Annotated in this window: 15 protein-coding genes; 9 read left to right on the top strand and 6 right to left on the bottom strand. The window is 61.7% G+C overall.

The features are described 5' to 3' along the window. Positions 1–12: 12 nt before the first annotated feature. From B5M07_RS08430 to B5M07_RS08415, 5 genes are read left to right on the top strand one after another with little or no spacing between them, the layout of a single operon-like run. On the top strand, positions 13–2,043 hold the full coding sequence (locus B5M07_RS08430; protein ID WP_120350976.1) for a tripartite tricarboxylate transporter permease: 2,031 nt from the start codon (positions 13–15) through the stop codon (positions 2,041–2,043). 11 nt (positions 2,044–2,054) lie between these two features. Beyond that, positions 2,055–3,143 (top strand): 4-oxalomesaconate tautomerase, encoded by a 1,089-nt coding sequence (locus B5M07_RS08425; RefSeq protein WP_120350975.1) that lies wholly within the window; start codon positions 2,055–2,057, stop codon positions 3,141–3,143. Between the two features lies 1 nt (position 3,144). After that, a complete protein-coding gene (locus B5M07_RS08420; protein WP_120350974.1) occupies positions 3,145–3,960 on the top strand; it encodes a universal stress protein in 816 nt (271 codons plus the stop codon). A gap of 7 nt (positions 3,961–3,967) precedes the next feature. Then, entirely contained in the window at positions 3,968–4,126 is a 159-nt protein-coding gene (locus tag B5M07_RS19430; protein ID WP_162931835.1) for a hypothetical protein, read from the top strand. A 9-nt stretch (positions 4,127–4,135) separates the two neighbouring features. After that, positions 4,136–5,110: a D-2-hydroxyacid dehydrogenase family protein gene (locus tag B5M07_RS08415; RefSeq protein WP_120350973.1), complete on the top strand. Its 975-nt coding sequence runs from the start codon at positions 4,136–4,138 to the stop codon at positions 5,108–5,110. Here B5M07_RS08415 and B5M07_RS08410 read toward each other — a convergent pair. Next, entirely contained in the window at positions 5,085–6,131 is a 1,047-nt protein-coding gene (locus B5M07_RS08410; RefSeq protein WP_120350972.1) for an AbrB family transcriptional regulator, read from the bottom strand. The genes B5M07_RS08415 and B5M07_RS08410 overlap by 26 nt on opposite strands. 88 nt (positions 6,132–6,219) lie before the next feature. Here B5M07_RS08410 and B5M07_RS08405 point away from each other — a divergent pair, with 88 nt between their 5' ends. The 4 genes from B5M07_RS08405 to B5M07_RS08390 all read left to right on the top strand — a co-directional run bounded on the left by B5M07_RS08405 (position 6,220) and on the right by B5M07_RS08390 (position 10,635). Continuing rightward, positions 6,220–6,900, top strand: a complete 681-nt coding sequence (locus B5M07_RS08405; protein ID WP_120350971.1) for a GntR family transcriptional regulator — start codon at positions 6,220–6,222, stop codon at positions 6,898–6,900. Then, complete coding sequence (gene tcuA / locus B5M07_RS08400; protein ID WP_120350970.1) at positions 6,897–8,282, top strand: FAD-dependent tricarballylate dehydrogenase TcuA; 1,386 nt, start codon at positions 6,897–6,899, stop codon at positions 8,280–8,282. Before B5M07_RS08405 ends, tcuA begins: the two co-directional genes overlap by 4 nt. Continuing rightward, positions 8,272–9,339 carry a tricarballylate utilization 4Fe-4S protein TcuB gene (gene tcuB / locus B5M07_RS08395; protein WP_120350969.1) on the top strand — a complete coding sequence of 356 codons (1,068 nt, stop codon included), beginning with the start codon at positions 8,272–8,274 and terminating at the stop codon, positions 9,337–9,339. Before tcuA ends, tcuB begins: the two co-directional genes overlap by 11 nt. A 195-nt stretch (positions 9,340–9,534) precedes the next feature. Further along, entirely contained in the window at positions 9,535–10,635 is a 1,101-nt protein-coding gene (locus B5M07_RS08390; RefSeq protein ID WP_254693910.1) for an alpha-hydroxy acid oxidase, read from the top strand. Here B5M07_RS08390 and B5M07_RS08385 read toward each other — a convergent pair. From B5M07_RS08385 to B5M07_RS08365, 5 genes are all read right to left on the bottom strand, one after another. Continuing rightward, positions 10,620–11,465 carry an energy transducer TonB gene (locus B5M07_RS08385; RefSeq protein ID WP_120350967.1) on the bottom strand — a complete coding sequence of 282 codons (846 nt, stop codon included), beginning with the start codon at positions 11,463–11,465 and terminating at the stop codon, positions 10,620–10,622. The genes B5M07_RS08390 and B5M07_RS08385 overlap by 16 nt on opposite strands. Next, positions 11,462–11,920 carry a TonB system transport protein ExbD gene (exbD, locus tag B5M07_RS08380; RefSeq protein ID WP_120350966.1) on the bottom strand — a complete coding sequence of 153 codons (459 nt, stop codon included), beginning with the start codon at positions 11,918–11,920 and terminating at the stop codon, positions 11,462–11,464. The genes B5M07_RS08385 and exbD overlap by 4 nt, the downstream gene beginning before the upstream one ends. A 5-nt stretch (positions 11,921–11,925) precedes the next feature. After that, the gene (exbB, locus tag B5M07_RS08375) at positions 11,926–12,771 is read right to left on the bottom strand and encodes a tonB-system energizer ExbB (RefSeq protein WP_120350965.1); all 846 of its coding nucleotides are present in this window, start codon (positions 12,769–12,771) and stop codon (positions 11,926–11,928) included. A 3-nt stretch (positions 12,772–12,774) separates the two neighbouring features. Further along, complete coding sequence (locus tag B5M07_RS08370) at positions 12,775–13,458, bottom strand: Fe2+-dependent dioxygenase (protein WP_120350964.1); 684 nt, start codon at positions 13,456–13,458, stop codon at positions 12,775–12,777. Between the two features lie 61 nt (positions 13,459–13,519). Continuing rightward, the gene (locus B5M07_RS08365; protein WP_254693909.1) at positions 13,520–16,012 is read right to left on the bottom strand and encodes a TonB-dependent receptor; all 2,493 of its coding nucleotides are present in this window, start codon (positions 16,010–16,012) and stop codon (positions 13,520–13,522) included. Positions 16,013–16,340: the final 328 nt, after the last annotated feature.

The raw sequence follows: 16,340 nt of genomic DNA, 5'->3' as shown, positions 1-16,340 counted from the left end.
GAGGTCGGTGCGATGGATCTGTTCGCAACCGCTCTGCCTGCGCTTGGCGAGGCATGGGCTCTAATTCTGCAACCTATGGTTCTGGGATATCTGGTGCTGGGCGTGGTCATGGGCCTCGCTGTCGGGGTCTTTCCCGGCCTCGGCGGGATCGCGGGACTGTCGCTGCTTTTGCCCTTCATGTTCGGCATGGACCCTGTGCTGGGTCTGGCGCTGATGATCGGCATGGTCGCGGTGGTGCCAACCTCTGACACATTCGCCTCGGTCCTCATGGGCATACCAGGGTCTTCGGCCAGCCAAGCCACGGTGCTCGATGGCTTTCCGATGGCCAAAAAGGGACAAGCCGCACGGGCGCTTTCGGCGGCTTTCACCTCATCGCTCTTCGGCGGTCTGGTTGGCGCGGCTTTCTTGACGATGTTCATCGTCATCGCGCGGCCCATCGTCCTGTCCTTCGGCCTGCCCGAAATGCTGATGATCTCGATCCTCGGTCTGTCGATGGTCGCGGTTCTGGCCGGGCGCGTGGCGCTCAAAGGTCTGGCGGCCGCGGGTCTCGGCCTGTTGATCGGCACCATCGGTGAGGCCGATGCGGGCGGTTCCCTGCGCATGGCGACCTATGACATCCCCTACCTCACAGACGGCTTGAAACTGGTGATCGTGGGTCTTGGCATCTTTGCCGTACCAGAAATCGTCTCGCTTTTGCGCCAAGACCGGGCGATTTCCAAAGAAGCCAAACTTGGCGCGGGCTGGGGTGAAGGCGTGCGTGATTGGGTTGCCAACAAATGGCTGTCGGTGCGCTGTTCGCTGATCGGCGTGGTCGTCGGCATCATCCCCGGCCTTGGTGGGTCAGTCGTTGACTGGATCGCCTATGGCCACGCGGTTCAAACGACGAAAGACAAATCGAATTTCGGCAAAGGCGAAGTGCGCGGCGTGATCGGGCCGGAAAGCTCGAACAACGCGAAAGAGGGCGGCGGCTTGGTCCCTACCCTGCTCTTCGGCATTCCGGGTTCTGGCTCGATGGCAATTTTCATCGGTGCCATCGCGCTTTTGGGCTCTGGCGAGATCGAAGTCGGCCCCTCGATGCTGCGCGACAACCTCGACATCACCTATTCCATCGTCTGGTTGCTGGCGCTGGCCAATGTCGTCGGCACGCTCTTGTGCATCGCGGCCTCGGGCGGCATTGCCAAGCTGACCACCATCCGCTTCACCTACCTCGCGCCGTTCCTCTTCATGCTGATCTCTTTCGCGGCGTTCCAGTCGGGGCAGAACTTCGAAGACATCCTCGCGCTCTTCGTGATCGGCCTAATCGGCATCTTCCTGCGCCGCTTCGACTGGTCGCGCCCAGCCTTCTTGATCGGCTTCGTGCTGTCCAACCCGGTCGAGAAATTCTCGAACCAAGCGTTCCAGATCGCATCGTTCCGGTTCCGCAAATCTTTTGAGGAAGGCATGGAGTATGTCTTCTCCCCCATCGTCATCGTGCTGCTGATCATCACTGTGGTCTCTGTCGTGCTGGGCCTGCGTCAAGCCAAGTCGATCATGGCCGAAGGCGACGTTCAGTCAGGCTCCAAACGCGCGCCGTTGGTCTTTTTGCTGATCATCATGGGCTACGTCGTGGCCGCGCTGATCAATGCCTCGCTGATCCCCGACTACAACATGACCGACAAGATCGTGCCGCTGGTCGTGGGGGGCATCGCCTTGGCCGCGCTGCTGATCTTGCTGGTGCAGATGATCCTGCGGCCTGAAGGAGATTCGATCTTTGCCGACAAGGAAGTCTCAGGCGAGGACGCTGATGCACCCTATGGCCTCTGGAGCACGCTCGCGTGGTTCGTGGGGCTGATCGTCGCCACCTATTTCGTCGGCTTTATCCTCGCGCTCTTGGGCTTTTTGATCAGCTTCCTGCGGGTTCGTGCACAGGCGCATTGGCCGAAAACCCTGATCCTGACCGCCTGCGGCATCGCGCTGATGTGCGTCATGGCCGGGGCACTCAACCGTGATTTCCCGCCGGGTCTGCTGCAAGGCGCAGTCGACCTGCCCTGGCCGCTGAACTGAGGAGTTTAGAGATGACACAGACAGCTATCCCCTATCTCTTCATGCGCGGCGGCACATCGCGCGGGCCATACTTCAACCGCGCGGATCTGCCTGAGGATCGCGAAACTCTGGCCGAAGTGCTGCTCGCCGTCGTCGGCTCCGGCCATCCGCTCAACATCGACGGCATCGGCGGCGGCGCGGCGGTGACCACCAAGGTCGCGATGCTTTCGCCTTCTGATGATGACTGGGCCGATGTGGATTATTTCTTTGCCCAAGTCTCGGTCGAGGACCGGTTGGTCGATTTCAAACCCACCTGCGGCAATATCCTGTCGGGTGTCGGCCCGGCGGCGGTCGAGTTGGGCCTCGTCCAACCCTCCGGCGATGTGACGGAGGTCAAGATCCACGCCGTCAACACCGGGGCCAAGGTGCTGTCCAAAGTGCTAACCCCCGGCGGCGTGCTCACCTATGACGGCGACACCGAGATCGCGGGCGTGCCCGGTGCCGGTGCGGCTGTCGCGTTGAACTTCATGGGCGTCGTCGGCTCTTCGACCGGAGCGTTTTTGCCCACGGGCAACATCCGCGATACCTTTGACGGGATCGAAGTCACCTGCATGGATGTCGCCATGCCGATGGTCATTGCCCGCGCGGCGGACTTTGGTCTGACGGGGTATGAAAGCGTCGCCGAACTCGACGCGAACAAAGATTTCTTCGCGCGGATGGAGGCAATTCGCCTTCAGGCCGGGGCCGCCATGGGCATGGGGGATGTGGCAAAATCCGTCACGCCAAAGTTCGGTCTGCTGGCCCCTGCGCGCGACGGCGGCACCATCGCGACGCGCTATTTCATGCCTTGGAACACGCATCCCTCCATGGCGGTGACCGGGGCGCAATGCCTCGCGTCCTGCGCGCTCACGCCCGGCAGTGTGGCCGATGGCCTGCTCGACCGCCCCACCCAAAGCCCCGCCGACGTTGTGCTCGAACATGCTTCTGGCACGATTGACGTGCTGGTGGATTATGACACGTCGGACGGCTTCGCGCTGAACTCTGCCGGTCTGCTGCGGACGGCGCGCAAGCTGGCGGATGGCTGTGTCTTTGTCCCCTCACGCATCTGGGAGGGTCGCTGACATGCCCGTGATGAACCTTCTTGTCGCCTTCAACGGCTCCGACGCCTCCGTCGCCGCATTGCGCTATGCCGCCTCACTGGCCAAACAGCGCGGCGCGCATGTCACGGCGATCCTTGCCCATACCGCGCATGAGGTGATCGACCGCCGCTCGCGCTGGATCCCCGAAGAGGCCCGCGCCCTATTGGAGGCTGCCAACAGCGAAATCTTGGCCGAAGTCACCCGCCGGTTCGAAGAGCTACGCCCGGCCCTTGGTCTGGGCGACGCGCTGGATTTCCGCGAGGAGACAGGCCGCGTCGACACGCTGCTTTCCGAAGGCGCGCGGTACTATGACATGCTGATCGTCGGTGCCCGCGCCGAGAGTGATGATGCCCATGTGACCCACCACCCAGACCGCATTGCGCTGCAATCCGGGCGACCGGTGATCGTGGTTCCGGCAGGCTATGACGCAGGCGCGCAGCATAGTCATGCGGCATTGGCGTGGGACGGCGGACGCGCCGCCGCGCGGGCACTGTCGGACAGCCTGCGCCTGCTTGAGGCCGATGGCCGGGTCAGCGTTTTGACGGTCGGCAAACGCACCTCTTGGCCGATCGCCGATCTGATGAGCCATCTTGACCGCCACGGCGTCGAAGCGGTGCATGAGAACTTCCCCACCACCCATCCGGTGGCGCAGACCCTGCTGTCCTACTGCGAGCGGCACGATCCCTCGCTGCTGGTGCTCGGTGCCTATGAGCACTCCAAATTCCGCGAAGATTTCCTTGGTGGCGTGACCGCCGAGGTGCTGGAAAAGATCAAAATCCCCGTTTTGTTGTCCCATTGAGAAGCGAATGATGACCAATTACGAGAAAATCCACGTCGCCCGCCGTGATCTGGAAAAACTGCGCGCCGAGTTGATCGCCAGCATCGGCACGCAGAAGGACCGCGACCCTGATCTGCTGATCCTGCATGAGCGGGTCAGCAAAGCGATCAACGCGCTATCCGCATAAGGTGCCGGGATGAAGGTCCATATCCTCGACGACTGGTTCGACACCCTGCGCGGGTTGCCTTGCTTTGACCTGCTGGCGGGACACGACGTGACCGTCTGGACGGATCATCAGCCTGACGAGGCGGTCTTGGCCGACCGTTTGCAGGATGCCGATTGCGTGGTGCTCTTTCGCGAGCGGACCAAGGTTACGCGGGGGCTGCTTGAGCGCCTGCCGAACCTGCGCCTGATCTCGCAACGTGGCGCTTATCCGCATGTGGATGTCGCGGCCTGCACCGATCAGGGCGTGCTGCTGTGTTCCAACAAAGGCGCGGATGGGGCCAACCACGCGGCAGCTGAACTAACCTTTGCACTGATCCTTTCAGCCATGCGGCAACTGCCGCAGCAGATGGCGAGCGCCAAGGCGGGCAACTGGCAGATGGGGGTCGGACGCAGCCTGCGCGGGCGGCGGCTGGGGCTTTATGGCTATGGGCGCATCGGGCGTGTTGTGTCCGATTATGCCCGCGCCTTTGGCATGGATGTTAACTGGTGGGGCTCTGACGCCGGACGCGCGCGGGCGAAAGCGGATGGTGAGACCGTCGCCGAAAGCCGCGCGGCGTTTTTCGGGTCCTGCGACGTGGTCTCCCTGCATCTGCGGCTGACACCTGAGACCCGCGGCAGTGTCACCGCGGAAGACCTCAGCGCCATGTCGCCCCGCGCGGTTCTGGTGAACACCTCCCGCGCCGGGCTGATTGCCGAAGGCGCGCTGCTGCAAGCGCTCAACGCCGGGCATCTGGGCGCAGCGGCAGTGGATGTCTTTGATACCGAGCCGCTAACGGATCCCAATGACCCGCTCCTCTCGCACCCCAGATTGATCGCCAGCCCGCATATCGGCTTTGTCACCGAAGACGAATTCGACAAGCAATTCACCGATATTTTTGAACAGGTGAATGGCTTTGCGGCAGGCGCGCCGATCCATATGATCAACCCTTCCGTCTACGCGCCATAAGTCCCGCGACCAGCGGCGCGCCGACGATCACCAGCACAATACGGGTCAGGTGGTGCGTGATGACAAAACCCAGATCCGCGCCGGTGACGATGGCCAGCACCGTCATCTCGGCCTGCCCGCCCGGCGCGAAGGCAAGGAACGCCTCGACCGGATCGCCCAACCCGGCCCAAGTGACGAGCCCGGTGAAACCTGCGGCCAAGACGGCGAGCACCAGCACATAGGCGATGCCTGCCAGCACCACCCGTGTCAGCTCGCCCCATGTCACGCCCAGAAAATGCACGCCGATTCCGCAGCCGATAAAGAACTGCGCGGCAAGGATGGCCTCGGCTGGCGGGCGGCTGTGGATCAGGCCCGAGAGTGACAGAACGGCGGTCACGATCATGGGGCCAAGGATGGACGCGCCGAACAGGCCGATCCGCTCTCCTCCCTTCCAACCGATCAGGGCTGCGGCCGCCATCAAGGCCATCTCCCCCACCGGCAGTTCCGTCACCGGCGCGCCGATGGGATTGGTCAGCCCCGCCCCGTAAGCCAGCGTCAAGAAAGCAGGCGCGAGGGTGACGATGATCAACACCCGCGTGGCATGGATCAATGACAACGCCCGCGGATCGCCCCCTGCTTCGGTGCCAAAGATCACCATGTCCTGCAAGCCGCCCGGCATCGCGGCGTAATAGGCCGTCGGCGCGTCGAACCCCCAAACATGCCGAAAGAAAGGGACGCCGATAATCCCGATCAGCGCGATAAAGACCGGGACCAGCGCCACCGACATCGCCATCTGTGGCAGTTGGTGGAAAAGGTCAGGCGTGATCGAGGCCCCCACCGCCACCCCAAGGATCGTGCGCGCCGCGACCGAGACTTGGCCGAAGCCTTTGATCGGCACGTTCGACAATGCCGCGATAAGGCAGGCGGCCATCGGCCCGAAAAGGAATGGCAGCGGCAGATTGAGCCACCAAAAGAGCAAAGTTCCAGCCGCGGCGAGGATCAAGGTCAGCGCACGACGGCGGGTCGGTTGGGAGAGGCGCATAGGGTTCAACTTACTTCTTCTTCCGGGCTTGACCCTTTCTGGATACGATTGTATCCACCTGTATGCAATACCTATCGGAGGGGGTTTCATGAGCGAAGAAGACCGCACACCGCAAGGCAACTCTGCCTACAATCAGTTGATGGATGAACTTCGCGCCGGACGGCTCAACCCCGGCGACCGCCTGCGTGAAACGGAGTTGGCCGAGCGCTTGGGCGTCTCCCGGACCCCCGTGCGCGAAGCGATCCGACAGTTGGAGGCCGATGGCGTCGTGGCCCATATCCCCCGCCAAGGGGCGAGTATCCGCACACTGGACTATGCTGAGGTGATGGAGCTTTACGAGATGCGCGCCGTGTTGGAGGGCACCGCCGCGCGGCTGGCCGCCCGCGCCGCCTCGGATATCGAAATCGAAGAACTTCAGGACATGAACCAGTCGCTCGCCACCTTGGGCAACGTGCCCGAAGCCTTCACCCTCAACCGCCAGTTCCACGCAGCCCTTCTGGACGCCGCGAAGAACCGTTTCCTGACCCGGTCGATCCATACGCTGCAAAAGACGCTGATGATCCTCGGACCGACGACGCTCACCGATCCTGACCGGGCCGAGAAAGCGGTGGAGGAACATTTTGGCGTTCTGGATGCGATCAAGGCCCGTGATGCCGCCCTCGCCGAAGCGGCGATGCGCGCGCATATCGAAGCGGCCCAACGGGTCCGGGTGCGCGCCCTGCGCGCGCAGCCCTCGCGCGGTGAGACCTATGACGGAGACCTGCTGTGACCGAGGCTTACGATATCGTCGTGATCGGCGGCGGCAATGCGGCGCTTTGTGCCGCGATCACCGCCGCCGAAACGGGCGCCCGCGTGCTGATCCTTGAGACCGCGCCAAAACCGTACCGGGGCGGCAATTCGCGCCACACCCGTAACTTCCGCTGTATGCACCACGGGCCACTGGGGCCGCTGGTCGAAAGCTACACCGAAGACGAATATCTTGCGGACCTGATGAAGGTGACGGGTGGCAAGACCGATGAGCATCTCGCACGCCTCGCCATCCGCACCTCTGAGGAATGCCTGCCATGGATGGAAGAACATGGCGTGCGGTTTCAGCCGTCGCTCTCGGGCACTCTGTCACTGGCGCGGACCAACGCCTTCTTTCGCGGCGGTGGCAAAAGCCTTGTAAACGCCTATTACCGCACCGCCGAAGGGCTGGGCGTGGATGTGCTCTATGAAGCTGCCGTGACCCATCTGGAACTGGAAGGCGACCGGGTGACACGGGTGGATTATACCCATGAGGGGGCGGCCAAGAGCCTCTCGCCCAAATCCGTCGTCGTTGCCTCTGGCGGCTTTCAGGCGGATACCGACTGGCTCGCCCGGGCATGGGGGCCAGCGGCGAAGAATTTCCTGATCCGGGGAACGCCCTACAATCGCGGCGTGGTGCTGGCCAATCTGCTGGACCAAGGCATCGCACAGGTGGGCGACCCGACGCAGTGCCACGCGGTCGCCATCGACGGGCGCGCGCCAAAGTTCGACGGCGGAATCGTCACGCGGTTGGATTGCGTGCCCTTCTCCATCGTCGTCAACAAGGACGCACAGCGGTTCTATGACGAGGGCGAGGATGTCTGGCCCAAACGCTACGCCATCTGGGGTCGTCTGGTGGCTGCGCAGCCTGACCAAGTCGGCTATGTCATCATCGACGCGAAATCGCTGAACCTGTTCATGCCTTCGGTCTTCCCACCGATCAAAGCCGATACGCTGGCGGAACTGGCGGGAAAGATGGGCCTGCCTGCTGATGCGCTGGAGCACACCGTGGCCGAGTTCAACGAAGCCTGCGGCGATCAAAGTAACTTCCACCCAACCGAACTTGATGGCGTGGCGACCACGGGTCTGACCCCGCCCAAGACAAACTGGGCGCGACCGATCACCGAGCCGCCGTTCTACGGCTATTCCCTCAGGACCGGCGTCACCTTTACCTACCTTGGCCTGAAAGTAGATGAAAACGCGCAATGCTCCATCGGCGACCGCCCTGTCAGCAACCTCTGGGCGGCGGGCGAAACCATGGCGGGCTCGATCTTGGGCCAAGGCTATCTTGCCGGATTTGGCATGACCATCGGCACCGTCTTCGGACGTATCGCAGGCAAGGAGGCCGCAGCCCATGCAAATTGATCTACTCCAAGAAGCACGCCGTCAGGCCGAAATCTGCAACGCCTGCCGCTATTGCGAGGGCTACTGTTCGGTCTTCCCTGCCCTTCAGGCCGAACGCGCCTTTTCTGACGGGGATTTAACGCAACTGGCGAACCTTTGTCACAACTGCCGGGGCTGCTATTACGCCTGCCAATACACCGCTCCGCATGAGTTTGACCTGAACCTGCCCCAAGCCTTGGCCGATGTGCGCCAAGACAGTTGGGAGGAGTTCGCCTTTCCACGTGCCGCCGGGAAAACGTTCCAGAAAAACGGCCTCGCCATCGTGCTCGCCACTGTCGTGGGCTTTGCCCTGCTGTTCTGGGCTGCCCGTGCGCTGGCCGCCGCAGGAGGCGAAGGTTTCTATGCGGTGCTGTCTCACAATGCGATGGTGTCGATCTTTCTGCCCGCCTTTCTGTTTCCGCTGATCAGCATCGCCATCGGGCTGCGCCGTTACTGGCAAACCGTCGGCGGTGCCCCGGTTCGCCTCTCGCATCTGCGCGGGGCCGTTGCCTCAATCGCGTATATGCGCAATCTCAAGGGCGGGCACGGCGACGGTTGCAACTTTGAAGACGAAGACCGTTTCACCCACGCCCGCCGCTATGCGCATCAGGCAATCATGTACGGCTTTCTGTTGTGCTTTGCTTCGACCAGCGTGGCGACGCTTATGCACTACCTGCTTGGTATGCCCGCTCCTTACGGGCTGTTCTCCGCCCCCAAAATCCTTGGACTGTCGGGCGGTGTTCTGTTGGTGTTGGGCTGTGGCAAGATGGTCTGGCTCAAGCTGCGGTCGGACAAATCGCTCGGTGCGACCAATGCCTTTGGCGGAGAGATCGCCTTTACCGGGTTGCTGGGGTTTGTCGGGCTGAGCGGGCTGTTGCTCTATGCGGCAAGCGGTTCTGGCTGGATGCCGGGGCTGTTGGTTATACACCTCGGCGCCGTGCTCGCGTTCTTTTTGCTGACACCCTTCACCAAAATGGCCCATGGGTTTTACCGAATGGCGGCTTTGGTAAGGGATGCGCAGCGGCGTGAGGCGGTTTGAGCGAAATGGTACAGCGGGGCGGGGCGCGCGGCGGCGCAGGTTCATGACAAAACCGATGTTGGGAATTTTCATCCTCTGAGCCGATAAGGCCAGCATTGGGTTTTACCCAGCATCCAATTGCGGTAAAAAGCGCCTATCCGCTGAAGCTTAGGCTTTGGCGGCTTACAGGGTCGGGCGTTGCATGGAGCCGGAACATTGAGTTTTACAGCGCCTGATCCAGACCAATTGCCCCGCACATTGAACGATTATTACAGCCGTGCACGCGCAGGGATGAGCCAACGCAACCGCGCGTATTTCTTGGCCGGTGCCGGGGATGGGCAGACTGCTTCAGCCAATGAAACCGCTTTTCAGCAGGCTGAGGTCACGCCACGGATGTTGCGCGATCTGCGGGGCGGGTCGACAGAGGTGTCGCTGCTGGGACAAAAGCTTGTTGCGCCCTTTCTGATTGCGCCCTTTGCCTATCACCGACTGCTGCATGACGCAGGCGAGAGCGCAACCGCCCGCGCGGCCGAGGCCCAGTCGATCAAGATGGTGCTGAGCGCGCAGAGCAGCGAACCGCTCGACAGGGTGCGCAGCAGCGGCCCCGGCAGTGACTGGTTTCAGCTGCACTGGTTGGGGAGCAGAGAGGCCACGCAAGCGCTTGCGCAGATGGCACTGGACGCGGGTTTCACCAGATTGATCCTGACCATTGATGCGCCCGTCCAAGGGGTGCGGGACCGCGAAATCGAGGCCCAGTTTCAGCTGCCGCCCGATGTCAGCGCGGTCAATCTCGCGCGGTTCACGCCGCCTGCCTTCACGCCGCGTGAAGACGCGCAGTCGATCATCTTTGACCACATCGCCGAGACCCTGCCCACATGGGCTGATATCGCTTGGCTGATCGAGACGTTAGAGGCTCCGCTGCTGCTGAAAGGCGTCCTGCATCCCGAAGATGCAGCGCAGGCGCAGAGGATCGGCGCGGCGGGCGTTATCGTGTCAAACCATGGTGGCCGGGTGCTGGACCGCGCGCCCTCAACGCTAAGCGCCCTGCCCGCCATAGTTGCCAAGGTCGGACCGGATTACCCTGTGTTGATGGACGGAGGCATCCGGCGCGGGGTCGATATCCTGATCGCGCTGGCCCTCGGGGCAAAGGCCGTTTTGATCGGGCGGCCCATCGCCTGCGGATTGGCGGTGGCTGGCGATCTGGGCGTCAGCCATGTGTTGCGCTTGCTGCGCGACGAGTTGGAAATCGCTATGTTGCTAAGCGGCTGCGCAACGGTGCAAGACATAGAGCGCGATATGGTTCACCTGAAACTATAACGCAGCGGGATGATCAGTGTGAATTCGTCGCCTTTCAGATAGTTGGGCGGCGTGGGCATCTTTTCCAGCGTCTTGACCGTCTGCACGGCAGCCATGTCGAGGATTTCTGAACCCGAGGATTGCGCCACCTCAGCCGCGATCAGCGCGCCGTAGCGGTCCAGCGTGAAACGCACCTGCACCTCGCCTTCGATCCGGTCGTTGCGCGCCTTGGCCGGATAGGTTTTGCCACCGCTGATCAACAACACGATGTTTTTCTGCCAGTCGCGGATCTCTTCCGTCTGTTCGGCGGTCAGCCCTTCACTTTCAGCCTTGGCGGTTTCCGCTTCGGTGTCTGCCTCAACCCCGGCGACAGACTGCTCAGAGGCCTGCCGCGCCTCGGCGCCGATCTGGCTTTCCGCGTCGATTTGCTCGGGGTCCTGCTCGGCGGCGATCTCTTCGGCCACCTCCTCCGTCTCGGCTTCGGGCTCGGGGGCGGCCACGCCGAATTTCAGGCTCTCGTCCTCAACGTCATAGGGTATCTGACTTAGAATTGGCTGTTCGGCGGCCTTAGCGGCCTCCAAAACTTCAGGGCTTTCGGTTACCGTCGGCGCATCCTGGGCCTCGATTTGCGCCACGCTGTCTTCTTGCAAGGCCGAGGGGGCCGCGATGATATCCGACAGATCGAACATCACCGCGCCGGTAATCCCCTCTGTCTTGGGCTCGGCGGGTTCTGCGGCGGGGGGCTGATCAAGCAGCAAGACGGGAAGCCCTGCATGCAGCGCACCGCTTAGGGCGATCGCGACGCCCCAGAAAACGGGCCTGACGCTGCGCGAGGCGTAGGTCAGGCTCACTGCGCCGCCTCCGGCTCAGGCATGGCTGCCTCTTCTACATTTTCATCCAGTCCGACCAGCCCGACTTTCAGAAACCCGTCTGCGCGCAGGATGTTCATCACCCGCATGAACTCACCATAGGGCACGGATTTATCCGCGCGGATGAAGATCCGCGTGTCGCGTTTTTGCAAGGTGGCGATGCCGACGTCGATATAAAGCCTGTCGTGCGTCGTGGCCGTCTCGCCCACTGAAAGGGCGAGGTCTTCAGTGATGGTGATGAAAACCGGCTCGGCGGGGCGCTCCGGGGCTTCGGCGACCGCTACGGGCAGTTCCACCGGGATGTCGACCGTCGACAGCGGGGCCGCGATCATGAAGATGATCAGCAGAACCAACATGACATCGATAAAGGGGGTGACGTTGATCTCGCTGTTTTCGCTGAGATCGCCATCGTCGTCACCGCGTAGCCGCGCACCCACGCCGCCTACTCCGCCGCCGGGGCTGAAACGGACCCCAGATGGTAGGCGGGTCGTGCCCCTGCCATCTCGTCATCGGCAAGGTCCAGATCGCGCGACAAGGTCCGCTCGACCAGCGCGCCCGCATCGGCCAGCATCACCTTATAGCCCCCCAAGCCCCGCGCGAGGATGTTGTAGAAAATCACCGCAGGGATCGCCGCGACAAGGCCGATGGCCGTGGCTAACAACGCCTCGGCAATGCCCGGCGCGACGATGGCCAGATTGGTGGTGTTGCTTTCTGAGATCGAGATGAAGCTGTTCATGATCCCCCAAACGGTGCCGAACAGCCCAACAAAGGGTGCAACCGAGCCGACATTGGCCAAGACCCCTGCCCCCAGCCCCATGCGCCGGGCGGCCCCGGCCTCAATCCGCGCGATTTCCGACCCCGCGCGTTCCTTGATCCCGGCTTTGATCCCGGACTTCATCCCGGCACTGGCGCCCGAGGCTGCGCGCTCTCGTTCGGCTGCACGCACCATCTGCCCCATGACGCCTTTGCGTTTGGCGAAACGCGCACGCGCCGCAACCAGCGAGCCTGCCTTGTCCAAATCGCGATACCGGCGGCGCAGCACGCCGCGTTCCCATCGCAGGATCATCACCCGTGCAACAAAAATCACCCAGACCAGAGCTGAGGCAAAGAGCAGCGACAGCATGACGCCTTTGACAACCCAATCGGCCGCCATGAACATGCCAAGGGGCGACATCTCGTCATGCTCGGCCTGCTCAAGCAGCGTGGTCACCGTCTCAAGATCGAAAGCGGCGGCGGGGGCTGCGGCGATACAAAGCGCAGCAGCGGGAAAAACCAGAGAAAACTTCATCGTTTAAGTCTCGGCCCATGTGCGAATAAGGTTGTGATAGATGCCGGTCAGTCGCACCGTTTCGGGATCGTTGGCCCCGATGCTGTCGCTGAGCGCCTGAATGGATTGATCCAGATCGAACAGGATGCGGCGGTTCGCGTCAGAGCGGATCATGCTTTGCAGCCAGAAAAACGACGACACACGCACCCCTCGGGTCACGGGGGTGACCTCATGCAGGCTGGTGGCCGGATAGAGGATCATATCCCCCGCAGGCAGTTTCACGGTCTGGCGGCCATAGTGATCCTCGATCACCAATTCGCCGCCGTCGTAGTCTTCTGGCTCGCTGAGAAATAGCGTCATCGACAGATCGGTGCGTAGCCGTTCCTGGGTCAGCGGGTTCACCCGAATGGCATTGTCGATATGCGCCCCAAAGGTTTCGGCCTGCGCGTATTTGTTGAACATCGGCGGCAGGATTTTTGCGGGCAGCGCGGCAGACAGAAACAGCGGATCACTGGTTAGCTTTTGCAAGATGAACTTGCCCAATGTCTGTGCCGTGTCCGAGGTTGGCGGCAATTGTTGATTGCGTTTGACCTCCCGAGATTGCGCGCCTGCGGTCTTGGCTCCGTCCTCCCAATCAGCTGCATCAAGATGCGCGCGGATCTGTTTGACGTCGTCTTTGCTCAGGATCGAAGGGATCGTGATCAGCATATCATACCTCTTGCTGTCAGCGGGCAACCCCAAGAGGGCTGCCCGCCTTGATGGCTGCGGTTTAGAACTTCATTTCCAAAGAGAAGGAAACTTCACGGCCCGGCGCGACATAGGTGAATGGCGTGCCCGAACGGTAGGCAGCGTCATAGACCGTTTCATCCGCGACATTGGTGACTGCCATCTTCAACATAGTGTTGTCGGCGAATTCGTATTCACCCAGCAAGTCAAAGGTAAATGCGTCGGGAATGGACCGGCCATTGGCGGCCACACTGCCCAGATCAATCGCACCTTGATAGTTCACACGCCCGCCCAGCATCAGCTTGTCGGTCACCTGATAGGTGGCGAGAAGATTCAGCTGCTCATGCGCAACGTTCGCCACCGAGAGGCCGATGTTGTCGCTGTCGGCACTGCGCAAGACTTCGCTGTCCATGAAGTTGGCGCCGCCGAAAAGGCTCAGCCGTTCGGTCACCTTGCCCGCAACGCCGAGTTCAAGACCCCGCATGCGGTACTTCAGCGTGTCGGAGGTGACGATCGCACCGCGTGGCCCGATATCCTCACGCGCTTGGTCTTTGGTGGTTTGATAGAGCGCCGCAGTGAACAGAAGGTTCGGCGTGAAGCTGTATTTCGCACCGATTTCAAGCGAGGTGTTCTCTTCGGGTGCAAGCCCTGACCCGTTATCATCCAGCCCGCCGTAAAAACCGCCGCCCGCTTCCAGTTCCTGCCCCGCCGGGTTGGTCGAAGTAGCCGCCGCTGCATAGATGTTCAGACGGTCGGTGAAGGCATAGGTCGCCCCCAAGTTCCAGTTCAGCATGACATCATCGCGCGACAGCTCATAGGCTTCTTCGCCGGTGCCGCCACTACGCGAGATGTCATACATATCCACCCGCAGCCCGCCGTTGACCTTTAGGCGGTTCGACAGGGTCACGGTATCCAGCGCATAGAGGGAGGTGGTCTTGACCGTCGTTTCCGTAAGGTCCGTTCCCAATACGGGTTCTTCGCCGCTCCAGCAGCCTTCCCCGATGGGATCGGGATTGACGGCGCTGACGGTGCAGCCGCGTTGGCCAGCCGGTGGCTCATAATCCTCGCTGGAGAGGTTCGAGTAGCTCAACTTCTCGATTTCTTCCCGCGAGGTGGCAAGGCCCAACACATAGGAATGCGATGCTCCGGCGAATTGGGCCGCCCCGCTGAGTTCCAGCACATTGGCAAGCACATCGGTCTGCTGATCCCAGCTCTTGAAGCTGAGCCCGACGTCCCAGTCCTCGGGATTGGTGGAACCATTGTCGATCAGGCTGCTTGGCGCTGTCAAAACATAGTCGTTGGTCGAGCGTGCTGCGCGGAATGTGTTGGTAAGCGCTATGCCATTGTCAAAGGCATAGGTTGCCTTGGCCGTGGCCACCGTTTCTTCGGCAGTCTGGAAGTCGCGCCCGGGCACCCCGTAGAAGGTATCGCGGTCGATGCCGTATTCGGTAACAGGACCGATCAGCCCCAACTCTTCGTTATTGACGTAAGGCACCCCCCAGTCCGGCGTCTGCTCAATCTTGGTGTAGCTCAGGTTGCCTTCCAAGGTCAGCGCATCGGTCGCCGCGAATTTCAGTGCCAGCGCCGCGCCTTGGCGGTCATCGGTGATCTTATCGCGCCCGGCCACTTCGCCGTCTTGCAACATGCCATTAAAGCGCAGTTGCAGGCGGTCGTTGATGACCTTGTTGGTGTCGATGGTCTGACGCACGGTCGCCGCGTCGGTCACAGTTGTTACTGTCTTAGTAAAATCGACGTTCTGCGGGCTTTTGGAGATCACATCGATCGCGCCGCCGGTTGTGCCGCGTCCGCCAACTGTGCCAGCCGGGCCTTTGGTGACTTCGACCTGCTCGGTGTTGAACGTCTCGGCGACACCGGTGCCGGGGCTGCGGATGCCATCGGTATAGGTGTCGTTATTGGCTTTGAACCCGCGGATATAGATGTTGTCTCCAAAGGAGTTCCCGCCCTCGCCGAAGCCAAGCGAAATGCCCGGTGTCGACCGCGCCAACTCGCGCACGCTGGTTGTGCCGGTGGTTTCCAAGACCTCTTGGGTGATCGCTGTCACCGTGCGCGGATTGTCTTTCAGCGGGCCGGGCATCCGACTGTTGGCAAGCGTGTTGGCTTTGAATGGGGCGTCTTGATCAACGTAAGAACTGCCACCTGCCGCCGCTTTTGCGGCAGCGCGGGCCTGCGCATCGGACAGTTCCTGCGCTTGGCGTTCCGCGGCTTCCTCGGCGGCGCAGACGGGGGTGCCCGCCAATGCAGCTGTGCAGGCCGTGGGTTCAGCCGCCCGCGGCTGGGCCGCTCGGCGTGGCGCTGGCTGGGCGGCGCGCGGCGCAGGCTTTACCGCCGGCTGGGGGGTTGGTTCTTCGGTCGTCTCGACCTCGACTGTTGGCAGGATGATCAGATCACTGTCCTGCGCGGCGCCGGGTGTGGCCATGCAGGCCATGGCCAAGGAGGCTCCGAAGCCCCCGACCACCAGCGTGGAATGTCTGTGAATTTTGTCTGTGCAGTTTTGGGTGTCGTTGGTACGGCGCATAAGTCCCTCGCGGAGAAGATTTTTTCTTGCTGACCGCGCTTCCAACGGCTGGCTATTTGAATGGGTCACCGCTTAATCTGAGTATTTTAGTAAGTAAAGATATTAATCCTATTAAAATAGTCAAGTATAGCGCCCTGTTGTGAAGCTACACCACTCTGGTAGCGGCGTTTGCGCCCGGGCGCGGGTAATGAAGGATTTCATGCCATAGCATTTTAGGTTTTGACCAAAAAAAAGCCGCCCCAAAGGACGGCTCAGTCGCAAAAACTTCTTTGGTCTAAAGGTCGGAAAGCCGGTAGAACTCTGCTTTTACCATTGTTGGCTCCCACAC

It is taken from the genome of Sulfitobacter sp. D7, from assembly GCF_003611275.1.
Taxonomy (GTDB): domain Bacteria; phylum Pseudomonadota; class Alphaproteobacteria; order Rhodobacterales; family Rhodobacteraceae; genus Sulfitobacter; species Sulfitobacter profundi.
The sequence above is the reverse complement of the archived record's forward strand: the minus strand, read 5'-3'. Positions and strand labels throughout refer to the sequence as shown.